Raw genomic sequence first — 17,789 nt, 5'->3', positions numbered from 1 at the left:
CTTGAACGCTGTACGCGGCCCGCGGCTTCTCGAGGAGCGCGCGGTTGCCGCGGTACATGACGTAGGCGCATGAGAGGATGATCATGGCGACCCCCATGGCGATGAGCATCTCGATGATCGTCACGCCGCGTTCGGCGAGGGGGCGGCTACGGCACACGGCTGACCCCCCCGGTCACGGAGATGCTCTTCTGCGTGGCTTCTCCGGACGCGCCCGTGCCCTCGATCCAGGTCACCGTGACCCGCGCCACGTCGCCCGCGGTCTGCGCGCTCGCCGCTGCGCCTCCGCGCTCGAAGGTGACCGCGCGATTGAACGTGACCTGCGTGGTGCTGTCCTCATTGCTCGTCTGGCGCGTCACCGGGCTCAGGGTTCCCCCCGGCGCGGGCGTGGCTCCGTAGGGCAGCGCGCGGATCTGGGAGAGGGTCGATGACGCGAGCTGCATGGCGGCGACGTGGTTGGCGTCGAGTGTCGCGCCTCGAAAGGCCAGCGGGTACACCGATGCCACGGCGACGAATCCCACCGCCACGATGAAGGTGGCCAGTATGCACTCGATGAGGGTGAGTCCCCGTCGCTTCATCGCACGACTCCGTAGCCGACGCGCCAGTAGCGGTTTGCGGTGACCGGGTTGAGGCGTCCCTGGCTCTGGAGCCAGGCGTGGCTGTAGAACGGATACCACCGCCACACCGTGGTGGGTGCATTGATGTTGCCGCTGCGCGACCACGCGGTGCCCACGAATCGACCGACGCCGAGGGAGATGTCGTGGTCGGCCACCAGGAATCCCGCGGCAGACTCGCTGGCGTCGCTCCCCACGGAGAGGGTTCCGCCGCACGAGATGAACACGCCTGCTTCGTTCGACAGATCGGCCGGCCCGTTGAGCTTCACCACGGGGAAGAACTCGGCCCACGCCGTGTTGTTCGTGTCTGCGCAGCCGGCGGCGATCTTGTCGAAGGTGTCGCAGTTCGGGTTGTGCGCCTGCTCGAAGTGTATCGACGGAGGGCGCCCTGGAACCACACATGTCAGCGTCGACGGCGCGAACGGACAGTCTGGCCGCGAGAACGGTGTCGCGGCCGTGAGGGTGACCCCGTTCTCGTGCCCCATCATGCCATGCTGCACGGTGGCGTCGCCTTGCACGAGCACGCACGAGGTGATGGTGGGATTGGTGCCGGGCGCGTAGAGCATGTCGATCCGGCCGTCGACCTGCAGCGCGCCTCCCACGATGAGCGTTGCGCGAGGCCCCAGTCGCACGTCGCCGTGCACGCGCAGATCGTTTGAGACGTAGAGCTCCGCGGGGCCGGTGATCACGAGGCTGCCCTGGATGTCGACGGTGTAGGGCAGGCTCACGTACTTCCCCGAGGGAACCACGAGGTCGGCCGACGCGATCTGGAAGACGGCGCTGCTTCCGCTGCCGGTGAGGTCGGTGCCCGCCAGCCCCACGATGGTGGCGATGTCGGTGTCGCCCGGATTGAACTGCTTCACCACGTTGCCCCGCTGACAGCTGGTCGTGATGTCGTTGCTGTCGGGAATCGACTGATGGCGGCAGTCGTGCAGATGGGCGACGTCGCTCCCCTTGTCGGTGAGCCCGCTCATCGCGTCGCTCTGGGCCTTCGTCAGGCTCGGATCGTAGTCTGGCGGCGACGTGATGGGGGTCGTGATGACGCACTTCAGCCCTTGCGATGCCCGCACCCCCTGACCGAGGCCGCGCGCAGTGTACATGCGCGCGTTGGCCGTTCCGGTGACGGTGATGCCGCTCAAGGCGACGATGCTGGCCATGAGGCCGGTCTCCGTGGACCCGGTCCAGTCGCCGGTGGTTCGCGCTTCTGCGACGGCGACGCTGCCGTTCGGCGCGAAGAGCCCGTAGGGGTGGTTTGACGAGATCATGGCCAGAGAGCGGGTGAGGCCGAGCCCCGGCAGGGTGGCCTGGGCCTGGAGCAAGGTGTGACGCGCGGGCACCGCCACGCCTGCCGGGGTCACCACGGGGGCGAGGTAGCCGTCGCTGGCCTGAGCGTCGTACACTGTCGGGGGGGGACGATGCCATGATGCGTCTGTAGCGCCTCCACCGAATTCGCCCACCACGCTCACGTCGAAGAAGTCGGTGCCGTGGAAGGGCAGCGCCCCCCCTTGTCCGGAGGCGGGCACCGGATCGGGGAGCCCCATCTTCCCCGGTGCGAGATCGGCGGTGAAGCGCTGGGGATCGACCGAGTGCTGCAAGACGCTCGTGAGCTCGACCAGGGCGGCAAGACCGGCTTCGGTTCCCCGGGTCTCGGCCTCGGCCTGCAGCGTGAAGCCCAGGTGCGCCCTCGACTGCTCGGCCAGGGCGAGAGCCAGCACGAAGAGGCAGAACATGAGCGACAGGCAGATGGGGAACACGATGCCTTGGCGCCGGGAACCTCGCGGAGAAGGGGTCTCCTGGCCTGGGCATCTCAGTGTGCCGCGCGGCGATCGGCTCGCGTCGTCGGCCGTCAGACGGTCATGCACACGCGCTTCACCTCCTCGAGCGGAACCAGGCCGTCACGCACCTTGCGCAGGCCGTCGTGGAAGAGCGAGGTCATGCCGTATCGCTTCGCCGCGCGCACGATCTCGCCCGCGTTGGCGCTGCTGGCCACCATGTCGCGCAGCTCGTCGTTGATCTCGAGCACCTCGTAGATGGCGATGCGTCCGCGATAGCCCGTTCGGTGGCACTGCTCGCATCCGCGTCCGGTGAACACGCGCGGGTCGTCGACCCCCTCGGCTTCGAACATGCGTCGCGCCGTGGGATGCAAGGGAACCTCCTCCCTGCAGCCGGGACAGATCTTGCGCACGAGGCGCTGCGCGATGCCGCCCAGGAGGGTCGACGAGATGAGGAAGGGCTCCACGCCCCGATCTCTGAGGCGGGTGACGATGGTGACCGCGTCATTGGTGTGCACGGTCGACAGCAGCAGGTGCCCGGTGAGCGCCGCCTGCACGCTGATGGCGGCGGTCTCGTCATCGCGGATCTCGCCCACCAGGATGACGTCCGGGTCCTGACGGAGGAACTCGCGCAGCGCGCGCGCGAACGTGAGCCGCTTCTCCTCCTCACGCGCGTTGGTGTTGACCTGCACCTGCACGACGCCGTGCATCTTGTACTCGATGGGATCTTCGACGGTGAGGATCTTGCGATCCGGCCGGTTGATCTCAGCCAGGGTGGCGTAGAGCGTGGTCGACTTTCCCGAACCGGTAGGGCCGCTCACCAGCAGCATGCCGTGGGGCTGCTCGGTGAGCCTTCGGTAGATCTCGAGGGTGCCCGGGCCGAAGCCCAGATCTTCGAGACGCATCTCGAAGGTGCCCTTCGGCAGCAGCCGCATCACGATGCTCTCGCCATCAGGCACGGGCACGCATGACACGCGCAGGTCGTATTCCTGATCGGACACGCGCACGCTGATGCGTCCTCCCTGGGGGAGCATCTCCTGCGCGATGTCCATGTTGGCCATGATCTTGACGCGCTTGATGTAGGCCGCCGCGTCGCGACGGGGCCAGGTGTCCATCACGTGGAGAATGCCATCGATGCGGTAGCGCAGCACGACGTCGCTCTCATAGGTCTCGATGTGCACGTCGCTGGCGCGGATGGAGATGGCTTCCTTGATCATGCGATCGACGGCCTCGATGGCGGGCCCCTTCACCTCCTCCATCTGGAGAAGGGCCTCCTGCTCCTGGCTGAAGACGAGGGAGAGATCCTGGCCGTGGAAGCGCTTCTTCTCGAGCCATTCCCGCCACGTCACGTGGTGGTGGCGCTCGCCCACCTTGTACACGTATTCGATCGCCAGATCGATGAGCGCGGCGTCGGCCACCATGATGACCGGCTTGTAGGCGCCGTTGGTGACGTACGACACGTGGTCGTAGATGTACACATCCGGCTTCTTCACCACGATGGTGAGCTCGCGCGCTGAAGGCTGCCCCACGCAGACGCCATCGATGCGTCTTGCAACGGCTTCGGGAAGCAGGCGGCCCACCGACCGCTCGAGGGGGAACGAGGCCAGATCGAGGCGTGGGTATCGGTGCAGATCGTCGGGCGAGGTCTCGTCTTCAGAGGGTCTCGTGGCGTCGCTGCGCCGACTCTTCCAGGGGAGGAACGAGAGAAGTCCCCGACGGTTGCTGTCTGCGTCCGCGGCCGCGGCGGCTGCGGCTGCGGCTGCACTGTCATCTGGCGCGGGTCTGCGCTGTGCTTCCTCGGGTGACAGGGGCGACGGGGGCGGCGACCAGGCGGGCGCTGCCTGCGCTCCGCCGGAGAGGTGCACAGCACAGGCGACGTCGGCGATGTCCATCAGGTCCTCGAGAGCGGATGCCGATGGGGGGCGCTCTGCGGGGTCGAGAGCCATGAGCTGCATGAGCAGATCGGAGAACTGGGGCGTGAGCCTCGAGTTGATGCTGCGCGCGGGTTCGAGCGGTGCGTCGTGCTCGAGGCGCTCCAGCGCGGTGGGAGGGCGACGCCCCGTGGCCACGTGATAGAAGGTCGCACCGAGGCCGTAGAGGTCCATGGCAGATGACGCACGTTCGCCGCGCAGCTGCTCTGGCGCGGCGTAGTGCGGCGCCCCCTGGGAGCGGAAGGGCAGGTCGTCGTCATCTGACTGCCCCATCGCGGCGAGGCCGAGGTCGACGAGCATGAGCTGTCCGCTGGCAGAGATCATGATCGACTGCGGGCGGATGTCGCGGACGATCACGCCGCGCTCATGCAGCAGCTGGAGCACGCTGGCGGCTTGATGCAGCCAGCGCCCCAGCAGCGGCTGCCCAGGCATGCCAGACAGGTTGGCGACCACGTGATCGAGGGCGTGACCGTCGATGCGCTCGTACAGCAGCTGCAGATCAGGAGCTTCCCCCAGCACCCCCATCAGGCGGGGCAGGTGAGGCGAGGCGAGTTCGGCCATCAGGCGGGCCTCGCGTTCCAGCTGGTCGAGCGCGAGGGGGCGCACGTTCGACGCGCGGGTGCGGTCGGTGAGCCGGCGCAAGGTCAGCAGCGCGCCGCTGTCCTCGTCGACGGCGTCGAGCAGTGTGGTGAAGCGGCATTGCGCGATCTCGCGCTGCACCGTGACCCGCCGAGGCTGGGGCGTGATCATGCCGACCGTTCCTTTCGTCGCGCGTGTGGGCGTGTGGCCCGCGGCGCCTGTTCTTGTCAGTGGGAGCCGTTCAGGTTCTGGTAGGCGGTCGAGATGCCCATGATGGGGAGCAGCACGGCCATGACGAAGAAGCACACGATGCCGCCCACCACGATCATCATGAGCGGTTCGATGAGAGCCAGCATGGTGGCCACGGCCGATTCGAGCTCCTGCTCGTAGTAGTCGGCCACGCGCTCGAGCATCTGATCGATGGTGCCGGTCTCCTCTCCCACGGTGACCATCTGCACCATGAGCGGCGGGAAGAGGGAGATGCGGGCGAGGGTCTGCGAGATCTTCTCACCGCTCTGCAGGTCGCGGGTGACGCGTTGCACGCTGCGCGTGACCACTTGATTTCCCGCCGCATTCCCCACATGGATGAGGCTCTCGAGCAGGGGAACGCCGCTTCGCAGCATCACGCCGAAGGTTCTGCAGAAACGCGTGATGGCGGCCATCGAGATGAGGTTGTGCATGAAGGGGAAGTAGAACTTCACGCTGTCGATGGCCAGGCGTCCGCCTCGGGTTCGCCCTACGACCTGCAGCAGCAGCGCGACGAGTACGGCCCCGCTCACCAGGGTGCCGATGAACCAGGGGTTGCCCGCGACGCGGCTGATCTCCATGAGCATCTGGGTGAGGGGGTAGTCTCTGCGGATGTCGAGCCCGGCACCCTCGAAGACGGGACGGAAGCTCGGCAGCAGGAAGGCCACCAGGCAGTACACCAGCACGGCGCTGAACACGAACACGAAGAGCGGGTAGGTGAGGGCGGCACGCACCTTGCGACGCAGCAGTGCGTCTCGCTCGAGCACCTCGGCGAGCCGGGTCACCGTGACAGGCAGGGAGCCGCTGGCCTCGCCGACCCGCACCATGCTCACATAGAGATCGTCGAACACGTCGCCGTGGGCGCTCATGGCCTGGTTCAGCGACTGCCCCTGCTGTATCGACACCGAGAGGGCGCTCACGAGCTTGCGCATGCGCGGGCTCGTGGTCTGGGCCTGCAGGGTGGCCAGGGCACGCAGCAGCGGCAGGCCGGCGTTCAGCGTGGTGGCCAGCTGGCGCGTGAAGAAGGCCACGGCCTGGCGGGAGAGGCCGAACGGCTCGAACGTGAACCGAAGTCTCCGCGCCGCGATGCCGCGCGGCTCTGGGGGGCGCGCGGGGCGGATGTCGACGATCTGGAGACCTCTCGAGCGCAGGTCTGCGATGACTGCGCTCTCGTCGGACGCCGTCTCGGTGCCCGTGACGATCTTTCCTTGCGGGTCTACCACGCGATAGTCGAATTCGGGCATGCGAACAGTTTCTTGCCGCCAGGTTCGCCTTCCTCGTGCGACGGTCGCGACGCGGGGAGGGGGGCGAGGCGCCCTTGAAGCGGGCGCAGCGACCGGGTCGGCTACCAGGCGGCGTTCAGGGTCTCGCAGATGCCGAAGGGTCCGGTCACCTGCATCAGGCCGCCACCGAAGCGCAGGTAGCCTTCGAGGGTGCCGTAGTGTCGCACGCGCTTCGACTTCACGAGGCGGTGGTCGAGCGACTGGCTCTGGGTGCAGATGGGATGGAACTCGAGCATGCAGCGCTCGCTCGCGATGTGCCAGACCTCTCCGGCGTGCGGGGGCGGGGTGAACTCCACCGCGTCGAGGGCGTGGAGCACCCCGTCGAGCCAGACGTGGCAGTCTGCGGCGCCGTAGAGTCCCTGCGACAGGCTCAGGCCCAGACGTCGGCCGTCGCCGGTCACGCCGCTGGCGGTGAGCGCGGTGTAGCGCGTGGCGGCGTCGGGAAACGAGCGGACGTACTCGAAGCCGGCCTGCGCGTCGTGCTCGAAGCGCAGCTCGCGCATCCCGAGGGTGATCAGCCCTTCGGCCCGATTGCCGGCTTCCCGATGCAGGTATACGGCGCGGTTGCGATGCAGGGGATGCACCAGCGCGAGGCTCTCTGGCTCCGGGTACACGCTGACCTGGCCCTTCAGCTTCTCCCCGTTGTCGAGAGGCAGGTTGAAGGTGCACGACCAGAGCCCCCCGGCCTGGGGCTGGTACTCGAACGTGATGTAGCGGCCCTCGTCACGCCACGACGTGACGCCGCGCACCGAGCTCTCGGCAAAGGCGATGTCGCGAGGGAACGAGACGCTGCGAGCGAAGGACATGCAGGTGCCCGTGTCGCGCTCGATCACCTGGCACCACACTGCGCCCACGCAGCCCAGAAGGCAGATGTCGGCGGAGACGCAGTATTCTTCCGAGACCATCCAGATGTGCTGCCACTCCTTGAGGCGCATCCGGCGCAGCCATCGCCCCAGCCCTCCGGGCCGCGGGCGGCCCATGAACGGGTGCATGTCGGAGACCTCGGCCGCCTGGAAGTCCGGGGTGTAGAACGGGGTGGTGAACGTGCCGAAGCGGAAGTTTCCGAGGTCGTCCACCACAGTGGGCGGGGCGGGTCTCTGTTGCATCAGAGGCAAGCGTACGCCCGCCGTGGCCGAATTCCTTCAGGCGCGCGGGGGGGGCAGGAAGGTGCAGCGGCTTCTGGTCTTGGGTTTTGTTCACATGAAGTTAATGGTTATTTCGCGATCTCTCGACTACCATGCAGAAGACCGAGCGCGTCGTCCGTTCGGCACGGAATCCTTCCCGGCCGAAAGGCGGCGCTGGCGCGTCTTCCCGACCGCTGACGCTAGACAGAGACAGCAGAGGAGTCTAATCACATGGTGAACCCCCTCCACGGTATGAAGGCCGCGCCCGCACCGGCGCCGTCTCGCCCCACCGACGGCCCCGCCGCCGCGGATGCCACCGTCTCGTACAACAGCCAGGACCAGGTTGTCTTTGGCTCCACCCCGACGGTGGTCCCCAATGTCACCGTCGACGGCGGCAACCTCTCCGTTCCGCAGGCGCAGCTCAACACCAGCCTTACCCCCAACGCCGATGGCGCCTATGTCTACGACGCCGCTGATCAGGGCAACCACACCGCCGCCCTCACCTTCGCGGCCACCGCAAAGACCATCACCGCCTTCGAGGCCGCCCTCGGGCAGCCCGTGCAGTGGGCGTTCGGCGCCGAGAAGCTGCAGATCAACCCGGACGCCGGCGAGGACTTCAACGCCTATTATGCCCGCGACGAGCAGAGCATCAACTTCTTCCACGCCACAGACCCGAAGACCAGCGAGAACATCATGAGCGGCGGCTCCGGTGAGGTGGTGTCGCACGAGACGGGTCACGCACTTCTCGACGGCATCCGCCCCGGCTACTTCTCCAGCTGGACGCCCGACGTCGGCGCCTTCCACGAGGCCTTCGGCGACATGATGGGCATCATGATGGCCTTCCAGGACGAGAATTCAGTGAAGCTCGCGGCTCAGCAGACGGGCGGCGATCTCACCAAGCCCAACTGCATCGCCGAGACCGGCGAGCAGCTCGGCATCGCCATCAACGACTACGTCGGCGAAGACGTGACCGGCGGAAACTTCGTTCGCACGGCCATCAACAGCTTCACGTGGCAAGACCCCAACGACCTCCCCTCGAGCGCGCCGCCGGATCAGCTCAGCAGCGAGGTGCACAGCTTCTCGCGTCTCTGGTCGGGTGCGTTCTACGACGTCGTGGCGGGCATCCAGGCGCGCAACATGGCCGCGGGCATGGACGCCGAGTGCGCGCTCAAGTCGACTGGCGAAGAGACGATGAAGCTCATCGGCAACGCCATGAAGGATGCGCCCCAGGGCGACTTCACCTACCGCGACATGGCCAACGCCTGGATCGCGGCTGACCAGAAGTACAACAACGGCGCCAACGGCGAGCTGATGACGCAGGTCTTCACCAACCGCGGCATCCTCGGCGACGCCCCCGTGCCCGACCCGGGCACCCCGGGTGGCGGCGATGATGACGGCGACGGCGACGAGGGCAAGGTCAAGTCGAACCTCACCACCGTGACGGGCGAGGGGCGCAAGCCGCTCGACGACCTCACGCGCTCGGTGCAGGTGCGCCTCGACGGCCCGCAGTTCGGCATGTTCCAGGGCGCCAAGGTGTCGACGCTGGTCGACAAGGACGGCTCTCTGGGCAAGGACACCCAGGTGAGCTCCCGGGTGAAGAACAACGTGGCCCGCTACATCGCGGAAGGCCGCATCCGCTACAACGACCCCGGCTACAAGATGAAGCCGCAGGACGCCTTCGACTCGAAGGGCCGCCCCTACATGGGCTTCGTCCGCTGGGAGAATGGCGAGATGGTCATCGAGCGCAACAAGGTGGTCAACTAGGCGCTCCCACACCCGGACAAGCAAGAGCGCGGCTGCGTCCTTCGGGGCGCGCCGCGCTCTTTGCTTTGTGCGGTTCGGGGAATGTCTTCACCGGCTAGCCTTCAGGGCAGGGCAGCGCCCCGCCCCGCCCTGAAGACGTGCGTGACTCAGAACGACGCCCGCAGCTGGATCTCGGGGCCGCCGTAGCGGATGTTCACGTGGTTGCTCTTTGAATCGCTGCCGCTGATGCCGAAGTAGCGATAGTCGGCGCTCAGTCCGAAGGTGGGAGTGAACATGGCCTTCACGCCCGCGCGGTAGTCGAGCAGGCTCACGCGGGAGATGCCGACGTAGCCGACCTGGCCGTAGAGCGCCACGCTCTTTCCGAGCTTCACGTCACCGCTCAGCCCGATGAGGGGGGCCGGAACCGTTACGCTGGAGCTGCTCGACAGATTGAGCGTGGGTGCGTTCACGCTGGCACTCGTGTCGATGACCTTGACCAGCAGCAATGCGCTCAGGTTGCCCTTGTCTGATTCGATGAGCCGCGGCTGCCACGATGCGTCGAACGATGTGAAGTTGAGCTTCGAGTTGACGGTGGTTCCCGTCACGTAGGTGGTGTTGTTGAGCTGCAGGGTCGAGGTCAGCCTCGAGGAGGCGCTGCTCGACAGGCTGGTGTAGCCCAGGCCGAAGCGTGACAGGCCTCGTCCGAAGGTGAGGTCGAGGGCCGGCGAGGTCGAGGCTTTGAGCCCCAGCTCGGTGCGCAGATCGGCCGTGAAGCCAGAGGCACCGATGTTGCCGTTGAGGGTGGGCATCCAGACGCCGGCCGCGATGTCGATTCCATGGTCGCCGCCGCTGGCGGGCTGGGTTGCCGCGGGCGTGGAGGCCGGGCTGGAGGCAGGCGCCTCACCGTCGGCCACCGCGCGACCGAGGGAGGGGGTGGCCAGCGCGGTCAGCATGAGGCCCGTGGCAAAGAGGTTCTTGAACAGGTTTCGCATGGCATTCTCACTTCCACAGATGTGTTGAAGCCAATTCAACCAAGCGCCCCGTCTCCCTTCTTTGCGACAGGTTGGGCGGGTTTCGCGTTTCGGGGACTACTTCACCTTGGCGCGGGGGTTGAAGACGGCGTCGTCGATGGAGGGATTGAGGCGGGTGTTCGACCAGGTCACCTGGGCGATCTTGCGCCCTCCCTTCTCGAATCGCTCCCACTGCACCAGAACGTTGAGCTGGGTGTCGTACCACAGCACGTCCTTGTCGATGTTGTCGTTGAGCGCGATGAAGTTCTCGTTGCTGGTGGAGAGCGTCAGCGGGACGACGGATCGCCCGGCGATCTGCGATGGCGCACCGAGCTGCAGCGACGACCGTCGCCGCTGGTACTGGTGGATGAGCTCGAGGGATCGGCTGAAGAGGAGCTCGGTGATGCGGGCGCCCCGGATCGAGGTGCACAGCGGATCATCGATGGACAGGGTGAGCACCACCCCGGAGAGCAGTCCGCCTTGATGGCCGGATACGGTTCCCTCCCCCCGATAGACGGCCACGCTCCCCGCGTCGTGGGCACGGTTGCCCTTGACGACATCGGTGCGGATGTTCATCGGGCGCTTGAACCACAGCAGCAGGGTGCGCTCCTCGAGCTGGTCGCCCTTCGTGATGTGGCTCGAGACCTCGCTGGTGAACGAGCGGGTGTTCGCCCAGGTGCTCTCCCAGCGGCTGATGGCCGCCTCGACGTCGTTGGAGGCAGCGGGGGCCGGCCAGGTGGTGAGCGAGAGACCGAGGACCATCAAGATGGCGATGAGGCGTTGCATCGTGGGCTCCTTGCGCGGGGGGATCGCGGCGTCGATGCATCTCGGCGCGCGTCGGGGAAGAGGGCCGCCGGGTCACCCTTCGGTCTTGCGGATGACGCGCACGACGCGGCGTGCCCCTCCCTCGGGGGTGAAGAAGCCGATGGCCTCGAGGAACTTGCGAAGGGCCGGAGCGGAGTTCAGAACGCGGTACGAGCAGCCCTCACCCAGCGGATACTGGGCGGTGTAGTCCTTGCCGCCCAGCAGACAGGCGATCTCGTCGGTGATGACAGGACCTTTGGCGCCCCAGAACCGTGACGTCGAATCGCCCACCACGTACCGATCTCGCTCGCCCTCGAGGTCCTTGCGCCAGGTGAAGGCGTGCACGGCTCTCGAGATGTGCTCGTACCCCTTCTTGCCGAAGCGGACATGGATGTCGCCCCCGATGATGGGACCTTCCTCCGCGTGCATCGCCCGCTGCTCTCCCGCGGGGTTTGCTGTACCGCCTCGGTGTGCGGCGAACGTCGGGTCGGTCTGCCCCCGCTCCCACGCCTCCTTGAACGAGATGATCTCGCCCACGCGCATGCCGTAGATGACGCGCCGGGGCTGATTGGGGAACGAGCGCGAGATGCCGATCACGTAGTCGCCAGGCTCCACCTTGGCTCGGATCTGGGGCTTCTCGGTGCCCAGCGTGATGAGGCCGGCGCTCACGTCAGGAGCCGTACCGGTCAGTTCATAGTTCTCGTCGATGGCGTTGATGATGTAGAAGAAGCCGCGCACGGGCCCACGCTCCAGGTGAAAGACTGGCGACGCCCCCCCCTCGTGGGCGGTCATCGCAAAAAAGACGCCCCCCGCTTCGGAGGACGGCCCCGAGCATCCTACCAGAATGCGAGAGCAGGTTCAACCGTGCGCGACAGCCTCGAGCAGGTCACAAGGTGAGCCCGCCGTCGACGCTGAGCACGTGCCCTGTGATGAAGGCCGCGTCATCAGACGCCAGGAATGCGAACGCCGCGGCAATCTCCTCGGGCAGCCCCATGCGACGCAGCGGCGTCTTTGCGTGGATTCCCTCGATCAGCTTCTCGGGAATGGTCTCGGTCATCTCGGTCTTGATGAACCCGGGGGCAACGGCATTCACCCGCACGTTCCGCCCTCCGAGCTCGCGGGCCCAGGTCTGGGTCATGGCGATGACCCCCGCCTTCGAGGCGGCGTAGTTGGTCTGGCCGATGTTGCCGTGCAGCCCCACGACCGACGACGTGCTGAGAATCACGCCCTGCTGGCGCTCGCGCATGCGCGTGGCGGCCTCGCGACCGCAGAGGAACACGCCTTTCAGGTTCACTGCCGTGACGGCGTCGAACTGCTCGTCGGTCATCTTGTGCACCATGGCGTCACGCGTGATGCCCGCGTTGCACACCATGATGTCGACGGGCCCCAGCGCTGCCTCGACCGCATCGTAGCCTTCCTTCACCGACGTCGCTGACGTCACGTCGACCGGAAACGCCTTCGCCTCGGTCTCGCCCAGAAGGGCGCGCGCCTTCTCGAGGCCCTCGGGTGATACGTCCCACAGCGCCACCCGAGCGCCCTCCGCGATGAAGCGCCGCGCAATGGCCAGGCCGATGCCCCGCGCGCCGCCGGTGACGATGGCGATCTTGTCTCTCAGTCTCATGTCTGATGCTTCCTCTGCTGAACTCTCTCATATCGAGGGGGCCCGATGGCTTCGTCCGCGACGGGTCGCGCGCCTCGTTGCTCCCGTTCCTATTCGTGCCAGTTCGACGTTGCAACCCGGTTGCAACGGCGGTCCGGCAGAATGGGCCCAGAACGATTCGAGAGAGGGACCCTATGCCATGTACGTTGCACAGTGGCTCGACGCCCACGCCCGCATCCGCCCTGACCACGTGGCTATCGTCGACCGCGCCAGCGGGCGGCGCATCACCTACGCCCAGCTGCGCCGCTCGGCGAGCCAGCAGGCCGCGACGCTGCGCTGTCTCGGCATCGCGGCGGGTGACCGGGTGGCCATCCACTCGGCCAACCGGGTCGAGATGCTCGAGCTGCTCTTCGCCTGCGCCCGCATCGGCGCCGTGATGGTGCCGCTCAACCACCGCCTGTCGGCGGGCGAGCTCGAGACGGTGCTGGCCGACTGCGGGCCGAGCCTGCTGCTCGAGGAGCCGGGCCGCGCGCTCGACATCTCTGTGCCGTGCACCCGCCTGCCGCTGGTGAGCGCGGCCGCCGATGCGCCGGCACTCGACGAGCGCCTGTCGGTCGACCCGAACGCGCCGCTGCTCATTCTCTACACCGGCGGAACCACGGGGGTTCCGAAGGGAGCCATCCTCACCCAGGCCACGATGCAGTGGAACGCCTGGAACACCATCGCGGGCTGGGGGCTTCGCCCCACTGACGTGGCCCCCGCGTTCACCCCCTTCTTCCACACGGGTGGCCTGAACGTGCTCGCCACGCCCCTCCTCTGTCTCGGAGGAACCGTGGTGCTGCCCGAGGGCGCCTCGTTCGAGCCGGACACGGCGCTGCGCGTCATCGAGGAGGAAGGCTGCACCTGGGTGTTCATGGTGCCCACCATGTTCACGATGCTCATTCGCGACCCGCGCTTCGCCGCGCGTCGCATGGCGTCGGTGCGCGCCCTCATGAGCGGCGGCGCGCCCTGCCCGCAGTCGCTCTTCGAGGCCTACTGGGCGCTCGGCCTGCCGCTGCGCCAGGGCTACGGTCTCACCGAGGCGGGGCCGAACACCTTCGGGGCCGACCTCGAGGCGGTACGGGCCCGTCCGGGGACGGTGGGCGCACCGCTGCCCCACGTCGAGATCCGGCTGGTGCGGGCCGACGGCACGGAGTGCGACGCTGACGAGGTGGGAGAGCTCACCGTCCGCGGGGGGCACGTGATGCCGGGCTACTTCGGCCGCCCCCGCGAGTCGGCCGAGGCGCTGCGCGACGGCTGGCTCCACACGGGAGATCTCGCGCGCCGCGACGCCGACGGCTACTTCTATATCAGCGGTCGGCGCAAGGAGATGTTCATCAGCGGCGGCGAGAACGTCTTTCCCGCAGAGATCGAGGAAGCGCTGCTGACCCACGCCGACGTGGCCGAGGCCGCCGTGGTGGGCGTGACCGACGCCACCTGGGGAGAGGTGGGCCGCGCGTTCATCGTCGTCCGCGCAGGCGCGGCGCCTGGCGCCGAGGCGTTGAAGGCGTGGTGTCGCGAGAAGCTCGCCCACTACAAGGTTCCCAAGGCGTTCTGCTTCGTCGAGGCCCTGCCCAGGAGCGCGGCGGGCAAGGTGCTCAAGGCACAGCTCGTCGCCCCCCTCGAGGTGACCTGCTGATGCGCGCGTATCGCTGGGTTGTCGAGGCGGTTCTCTTCTTCACCTATTTCGTGTTCGGGATCTCGTGGCTGGCCTGGTCGCCCTTGATGCCCGAGGTCGAGCGCCACTTCGGCGTAGCCCACGCCAGGGCGGGGCTGCTCGTGTCGCTGGTCTCGGTGGCCAAGGCCTTCGTGCCCTTGCTGGCGGGGCTGCTGGCGGCGCGGCTCGGCCTGCGCAGGGCGCTTCTGGTGGGCGCGGGGCTGGCGGCCGTGGCGCTGGTCGCGCCCCTGATGCCCGGATTCGACACCCTTCTGGCCGCGCGTCTCGTGTTCGGTGTGGGGGGCGCCATCGTCGTGACGCTCACAGGGCCCATGGCCATGCAGTGGTTCTCTCGTGACGAGCTGCCGCTCGTGAACGGCCTGAACAACGTTTCGGTGAACACAGGCGTGACGGTGGCGATGTTCGCTGTTCCTCCGCTGGCGTCGCGGCTCGGCTGGCAGGCCACCCTGGTCATGCTGGGCGGTCTGTGCGCCCTGGCGGCGATGCTGTGGGCCATGCTCGGCCGTGAGGCCGTGACCGTCGAGGCGGCCCGCGCCAGCAGCGACGACGGCGGCTCGTTGCGAGACGTGCTCCGCACCCGCGAGACGTGGGTGCTGGCTCTGGCCTTCACCGGACCGCTCTCGCTCTACCTGGCGCTGAACACCTGGCTTCCCACCCATCTCCAGGGGGCCTTCGGGCTCAGTCGCGCTGGCGCGGCCCAGCTCACCGGCCTCTTCAACATGGTGGGTATCCCCACGGCGCTCGTGGGCGGCTGGCTGACCACGCGACTCGGGCTGCGACGCCCCCTCATCGTGCTGGCCGGAACCCTCATGCCCTTCGCGGCCCTGGGCCTCTGCCTGTCGGCCGCCCCCGCCGTTCGCGTGGCTTCGGCGGTTGCCCTCGGCGCGGCCTTCTTCATGTATGTCGCGCCCCTCTTCACCATTCCGATGGAGCTGCCCGGGGCCTCACCTCGGCGGGTTGCGTTGATGCTCGGCGTGGTGTACAGCGCGTCATATCTCGCGTCTTTCGTGTCGCCCCTGGCTGTGGGGTGGCTGCAGGAGGCCACGGGAAGCTTCGCGCCCGGCTTCGTGCTCTTTGCGGTCGGCTCGGCTGCTCTCGCCGTGGGGGGCGTGCTGCTGCCCGAGACCGGGCCTGCCGCTGTGACCGCGCGACGGCTCGGCCGGTCGGCGCTTGTTGCGGCGTGAGCCGTGTCGTCTGAAAAAAACCTGGATATCCGGTAACATCTCGTCTATGGGATCGGCCGCCTCTGCCCGCTACAGTAATCAACAAGACCGTGCAATGTCACGGCGGGAGGCGAGCCGCGCGCAGTGCTGCGGCGACGCGCCCGACAGAGCGGGAGGACAACACGATGAACGTGGGCGCGACGCAGACCAATCCGGCGCAGGCGAAGTGGACCGTGCTGCTGTACTCGGCAGCCGACAACAATCTGACCCGGTACATGGTCGACGACATCAAGGAGTGCGAGACCGTCGGGTCCGACTCTTTCACCAAAGTGGCCTGCCAGGTCGACCAGGGCGATGACATCGGCGCCGCGCGCTACCTGCTCGAGAAGGCCGAGACCCCGAACCCGGACGGGATCAGCTCGCCGAAGCTCGAGGACATGGGCCAGATCGACATGGCCAATCCCGACACCCTCGCCAACTTCATCACGTGGGGCATGACCCAGTACCCCGCTGAGCACACCATGCTCATCATCTCCGACCACGGCGACGGCTGGAACGGCGCCGTGCAGGACATGAGCGCGGGCGGCACCTGGATGACCTCGCCGATGCTTCGGGAGGCCTTCGAGAAGGCGCAGCAGGCCACGGGCAAGAAGCTCGACATCATCGGCATGGACGCGTGCCTCATGGCCAACACCGAGTTCGCCCACGAGGTGAAGGACTGCGCTGACTACCTCATCGCCTCTGAGAAGACCGAGGGCGGTGACGGCTGGGCCTACTCCAAGATCCTCAACCCGGAGCTGATCCATCGCATGAGCGAGGCCAACAAGCGCTCCATCGATCTCTCGCCCCGCGAGGTCGCCCAGCTCGGCGTGTCGAGCGCGGCAACCCGCCCCGACGTGCTCGCCACCATGAGCGCCATCGACAACTCGAAGGTCGCCGCCATCACCACGGCGTTCGACCACCTGGGCAGCGCCATCCTCGACAGCAAGACCAAGCCCGAGGTGCTCAGCGAGCTCATCGGTCAGGCGCAGTCGTTCAGCGGCTACACCGACGCCGTCGACATGGCCAACCAGATCATCGACAGCCGGCGGGTTCGCGACAAGCACATCAAGGAAGCCGCGCGCGAGGTGGTGGCTGCCGTTCAGGAAGCCGTCATCGCCGAGCAGCACACCGAAGGCTACCCGGGTGCCCACGGCATCACCATCGAGCCGCACTACGCCTCTGACGACTACAAGAACCTGAAGTTCGCCACCGACAACCACTGGGTGCAGGCGCTCGAGAAGCTCGCTGGCAGCCACGCCTGAGACGTCTGACGAGCTGATTGGCCCTGTCGGCAGGGAGCCTCCCTGCCTGTCGAGAACGCCTCCGCGAGCCATCGCGGGGGCGTTCTGTCATGTCGCCCGCAGGCGTGCGGAGCGTGAGCTCGGCGCGGGCTCGGGAAGGAAGCGCATCTCTTGTCTGATCTGAACGTACTCGGCGAACCGCTGCAGCCCTGCTCCTTCGACCCGCTCACCGGGTTCTTCCGCGACGGCTGCTGCAAGACCAATGAAGACGACTTCGGCACGCACATCGTCTGTGCGCGGGTATCGGCCGATTTCCTCGCGTTCAGCCGATCGCGTGGAAACGACCTGTCCACCCCCCGGCCCGAGTGGCGGTTCCCCGGGCTCAAGCCGGGCGATCAGTGGTGTCTGTGCGTGACGCGCTGGGTCGAGGCCTTCGAGGCGGGCGTAGCCCCGCCTGTGGTGCTCGAGAGCACGCACAAGCGGGCGCTTCAGTACGTGGAGCTGGCCGATCTCATCATGCACGCATGGCGGCCAGGCGCCGCGTCCTGACGCGGGCCTCAGTTCGCGAGCTTGTAGCCGAGGTAGCCGCCGGCGACGCCGCCTGCCAGCGCGCCCAAGGGCCCGGCAGCGGCTGCGCCCGCGGTGGCACCGATTGATGCGCCGATGTAGGTGAGGGCCGTGGTGGCAAACCCGTACTTCCAGCCGGTGGAGATGCCGTAGCATCCGCCAACCACCGCGCCGACCACCATGCCGCCGGGGCCGACCAGGCCGCCGATGAAGCTCCCCACGCCTGAGCCCACCGATGCGCCGATGGCCGCGCCGGCCAGGCGGCTCACGACCGAGTGCTCATCTTGCGACCCCCCAGACGAGGCGCGGCTCAGGCTGACCTGGTCGCGCAGGGCCTGCGCAGTGAGCGGGGCTGT

16 protein-coding genes are annotated in these 17,789 nt (G+C 67.5%); 5 read left to right on the top strand and 11 right to left on the bottom strand.

Translation table 11 applies throughout. The features are described 5' to 3' along the window. The 6 genes from EB084_05825 to EB084_05800 form a co-directional block, all read right to left on the bottom strand. A partial coding sequence (locus EB084_05825) for a hypothetical protein (GenBank protein NDD27771.1) occupies positions 1-157 on the bottom strand: 157 nt, incomplete at its 3' end. Beyond that, entirely contained in the window at positions 147-575 is a 429-nt protein-coding gene (locus EB084_05820) for a prepilin-type N-terminal cleavage/methylation domain-containing protein (GenBank protein ID NDD27770.1), read from the bottom strand. The genes EB084_05820 and EB084_05825, both read right to left, overlap by 11 nt. Beyond that, on the bottom strand, positions 572-2,365 hold the full coding sequence (locus EB084_05815; GenBank protein NDD27769.1) for a hypothetical protein: 1,794 nt from the start codon (positions 2,363-2,365) through the stop codon (positions 572-574). Before EB084_05815 ends, EB084_05820 begins: the two co-directional genes overlap by 4 nt. A gap of 92 nt (positions 2,366-2,457) precedes the next feature. After that, positions 2,458-5,064, bottom strand: coding sequence for a hypothetical protein (locus EB084_05810; GenBank protein ID NDD27768.1), 2,607 nt, complete (start codon positions 5,062-5,064; stop codon positions 2,458-2,460). A gap of 56 nt (positions 5,065-5,120) precedes the next feature. Continuing rightward, complete coding sequence (locus tag EB084_05805) at positions 5,121-6,383, bottom strand: type II secretion system F family protein (protein ID NDD27767.1); 1,263 nt, start codon at positions 6,381-6,383, stop codon at positions 5,121-5,123. Positions 6,384-6,484: 101 nt separating this feature from the next. After that, positions 6,485-7,528, bottom strand: coding sequence for a DUF2804 family protein (locus EB084_05800; protein NDD27766.1), 1,044 nt, complete (start codon positions 7,526-7,528; stop codon positions 6,485-6,487). A 249-nt stretch (positions 7,529-7,777) separates the two neighbouring features. On the opposite strand from EB084_05800, the gene EB084_05795 reads away from it, so the two are divergent. After that, complete coding sequence (locus EB084_05795) at positions 7,778-9,310, top strand: hypothetical protein (GenBank protein NDD27765.1); 1,533 nt, start codon at positions 7,778-7,780, stop codon at positions 9,308-9,310. Between the two features lie 146 nt (positions 9,311-9,456). Here the strand turns inward: EB084_05795 and EB084_05790 are convergent, their stop codons facing one another. From EB084_05790 to EB084_05775, 4 genes are all read right to left on the bottom strand, one after another. Then, complete coding sequence (locus EB084_05790) at positions 9,457-10,281, bottom strand: hypothetical protein (GenBank protein NDD27764.1); 825 nt, start codon at positions 10,279-10,281, stop codon at positions 9,457-9,459. 96 nt (positions 10,282-10,377) lie between these two features. Continuing rightward, complete coding sequence (locus tag EB084_05785; GenBank protein ID NDD27763.1) at positions 10,378-11,085, bottom strand: hypothetical protein; 708 nt, start codon at positions 11,083-11,085, stop codon at positions 10,378-10,380. Between the two features lie 72 nt (positions 11,086-11,157). Further along, positions 11,158-11,841 carry a hypothetical protein gene (locus tag EB084_05780; protein ID NDD27762.1) on the bottom strand — a complete coding sequence of 228 codons (684 nt, stop codon included), beginning with the start codon at positions 11,839-11,841 and terminating at the stop codon, positions 11,158-11,160. A gap of 148 nt (positions 11,842-11,989) precedes the next feature. Further along, positions 11,990-12,724 (bottom strand): beta-ketoacyl-ACP reductase, encoded by a 735-nt coding sequence (locus EB084_05775; protein NDD27761.1) that lies wholly within the window; start codon positions 12,722-12,724, stop codon positions 11,990-11,992. A gap of 178 nt (positions 12,725-12,902) precedes the next feature. Here EB084_05775 and EB084_05770 point away from each other — a divergent pair, with 178 nt between their 5' ends. The 4 genes from EB084_05770 (at position 12,903) to EB084_05755 (ending at position 17,415) form a co-directional block, all read left to right on the top strand. Then, positions 12,903-14,381: a long-chain fatty acid--CoA ligase gene (locus EB084_05770; protein ID NDD27760.1), complete on the top strand. Its 1,479-nt coding sequence runs from the start codon at positions 12,903-12,905 to the stop codon at positions 14,379-14,381. Further along, a complete protein-coding gene (locus EB084_05765) occupies positions 14,381-15,604 on the top strand; it encodes an MFS transporter (GenBank protein ID NDD27759.1) in 1,224 nt (407 codons plus the stop codon). The genes EB084_05770 and EB084_05765 overlap by 1 nt, the downstream gene beginning before the upstream one ends. 164 nt (positions 15,605-15,768) lie before the next feature. Next, positions 15,769-16,887 (top strand): hypothetical protein, encoded by a 1,119-nt coding sequence (locus tag EB084_05760; protein ID NDD27758.1) that lies wholly within the window; start codon positions 15,769-15,771, stop codon positions 16,885-16,887. Positions 16,888-17,037: 150 nt separating this feature from the next. Continuing rightward, positions 17,038-17,415 (top strand): DUF2237 domain-containing protein, encoded by a 378-nt coding sequence (locus EB084_05755; protein ID NDD27757.1) that lies wholly within the window; start codon positions 17,038-17,040, stop codon positions 17,413-17,415. A gap of 8 nt (positions 17,416-17,423) precedes the next feature. On the opposite strand, the gene EB084_05750 is transcribed toward EB084_05755, so the two are convergent. Next, a partial coding sequence (locus EB084_05750) for a hypothetical protein (GenBank protein ID NDD27756.1) occupies positions 17,424-17,789 on the bottom strand: 366 nt, incomplete at its 5' end.

The organism is Pseudomonadota bacterium, from assembly GCA_010028905.1.
Taxonomy (GTDB): domain Bacteria; phylum Vulcanimicrobiota; class Xenobia; order RGZZ01; family RGZZ01; genus RGZZ01.
Note: the sequence above shows the minus strand (reverse complement) of the source record. Positions and strands in the feature narration are given on the sequence as shown.

What these genes read in the sequence shown, in the direction of transcription:
- EB084_05820 (NDD27770.1), bottom strand. Translation starts at nt 575, where the DNA reads ATGAAGCGACGGGGACTCACCCTCATCGAGTGCATACTGGCCACCTTC.
- EB084_05810 (NDD27768.1), bottom strand. Translation starts at nt 5,064, where the DNA reads ATGATCACGCCCCAGCCTCGGCGGGTCACGGTGCAGCGCGAGATCGCG.
- EB084_05805 (NDD27767.1), bottom strand. Translation starts at nt 6,383, where the DNA reads ATGCCCGAATTCGACTATCGCGTGGTAGACCCGCAAGGAAAGATCGTC.
- EB084_05800 (NDD27766.1), bottom strand. Translation starts at nt 7,528, where the DNA reads ATGCAACAGAGACCCGCCCCGCCCACTGTGGTGGACGACCTCGGAAAC.
- EB084_05795 (NDD27765.1), top strand. Translation starts at nt 7,778, where the DNA reads ATGGTGAACCCCCTCCACGGTATGAAGGCCGCGCCCGCACCGGCGCCG.
- EB084_05790 (NDD27764.1), bottom strand. Translation starts at nt 10,281, where the DNA reads ATGCGAAACCTGTTCAAGAACCTCTTTGCCACGGGCCTCATGCTGACC.
- EB084_05785 (NDD27763.1), bottom strand. Translation starts at nt 11,085, where the DNA reads ATGCAACGCCTCATCGCCATCTTGATGGTCCTCGGTCTCTCGCTCACC.
- EB084_05775 (NDD27761.1), bottom strand. Translation starts at nt 12,724, where the DNA reads ATGAGACTGAGAGACAAGATCGCCATCGTCACCGGCGGCGCGCGGGGC.
- EB084_05770 (NDD27760.1), top strand. Translation starts at nt 12,903, where the DNA reads ATGTACGTTGCACAGTGGCTCGACGCCCACGCCCGCATCCGCCCTGAC.
- EB084_05765 (NDD27759.1), top strand. Translation starts at nt 14,381, where the DNA reads ATGCGCGCGTATCGCTGGGTTGTCGAGGCGGTTCTCTTCTTCACCTAT.
- EB084_05760 (NDD27758.1), top strand. Translation starts at nt 15,769, where the DNA reads ATGAACGTGGGCGCGACGCAGACCAATCCGGCGCAGGCGAAGTGGACC.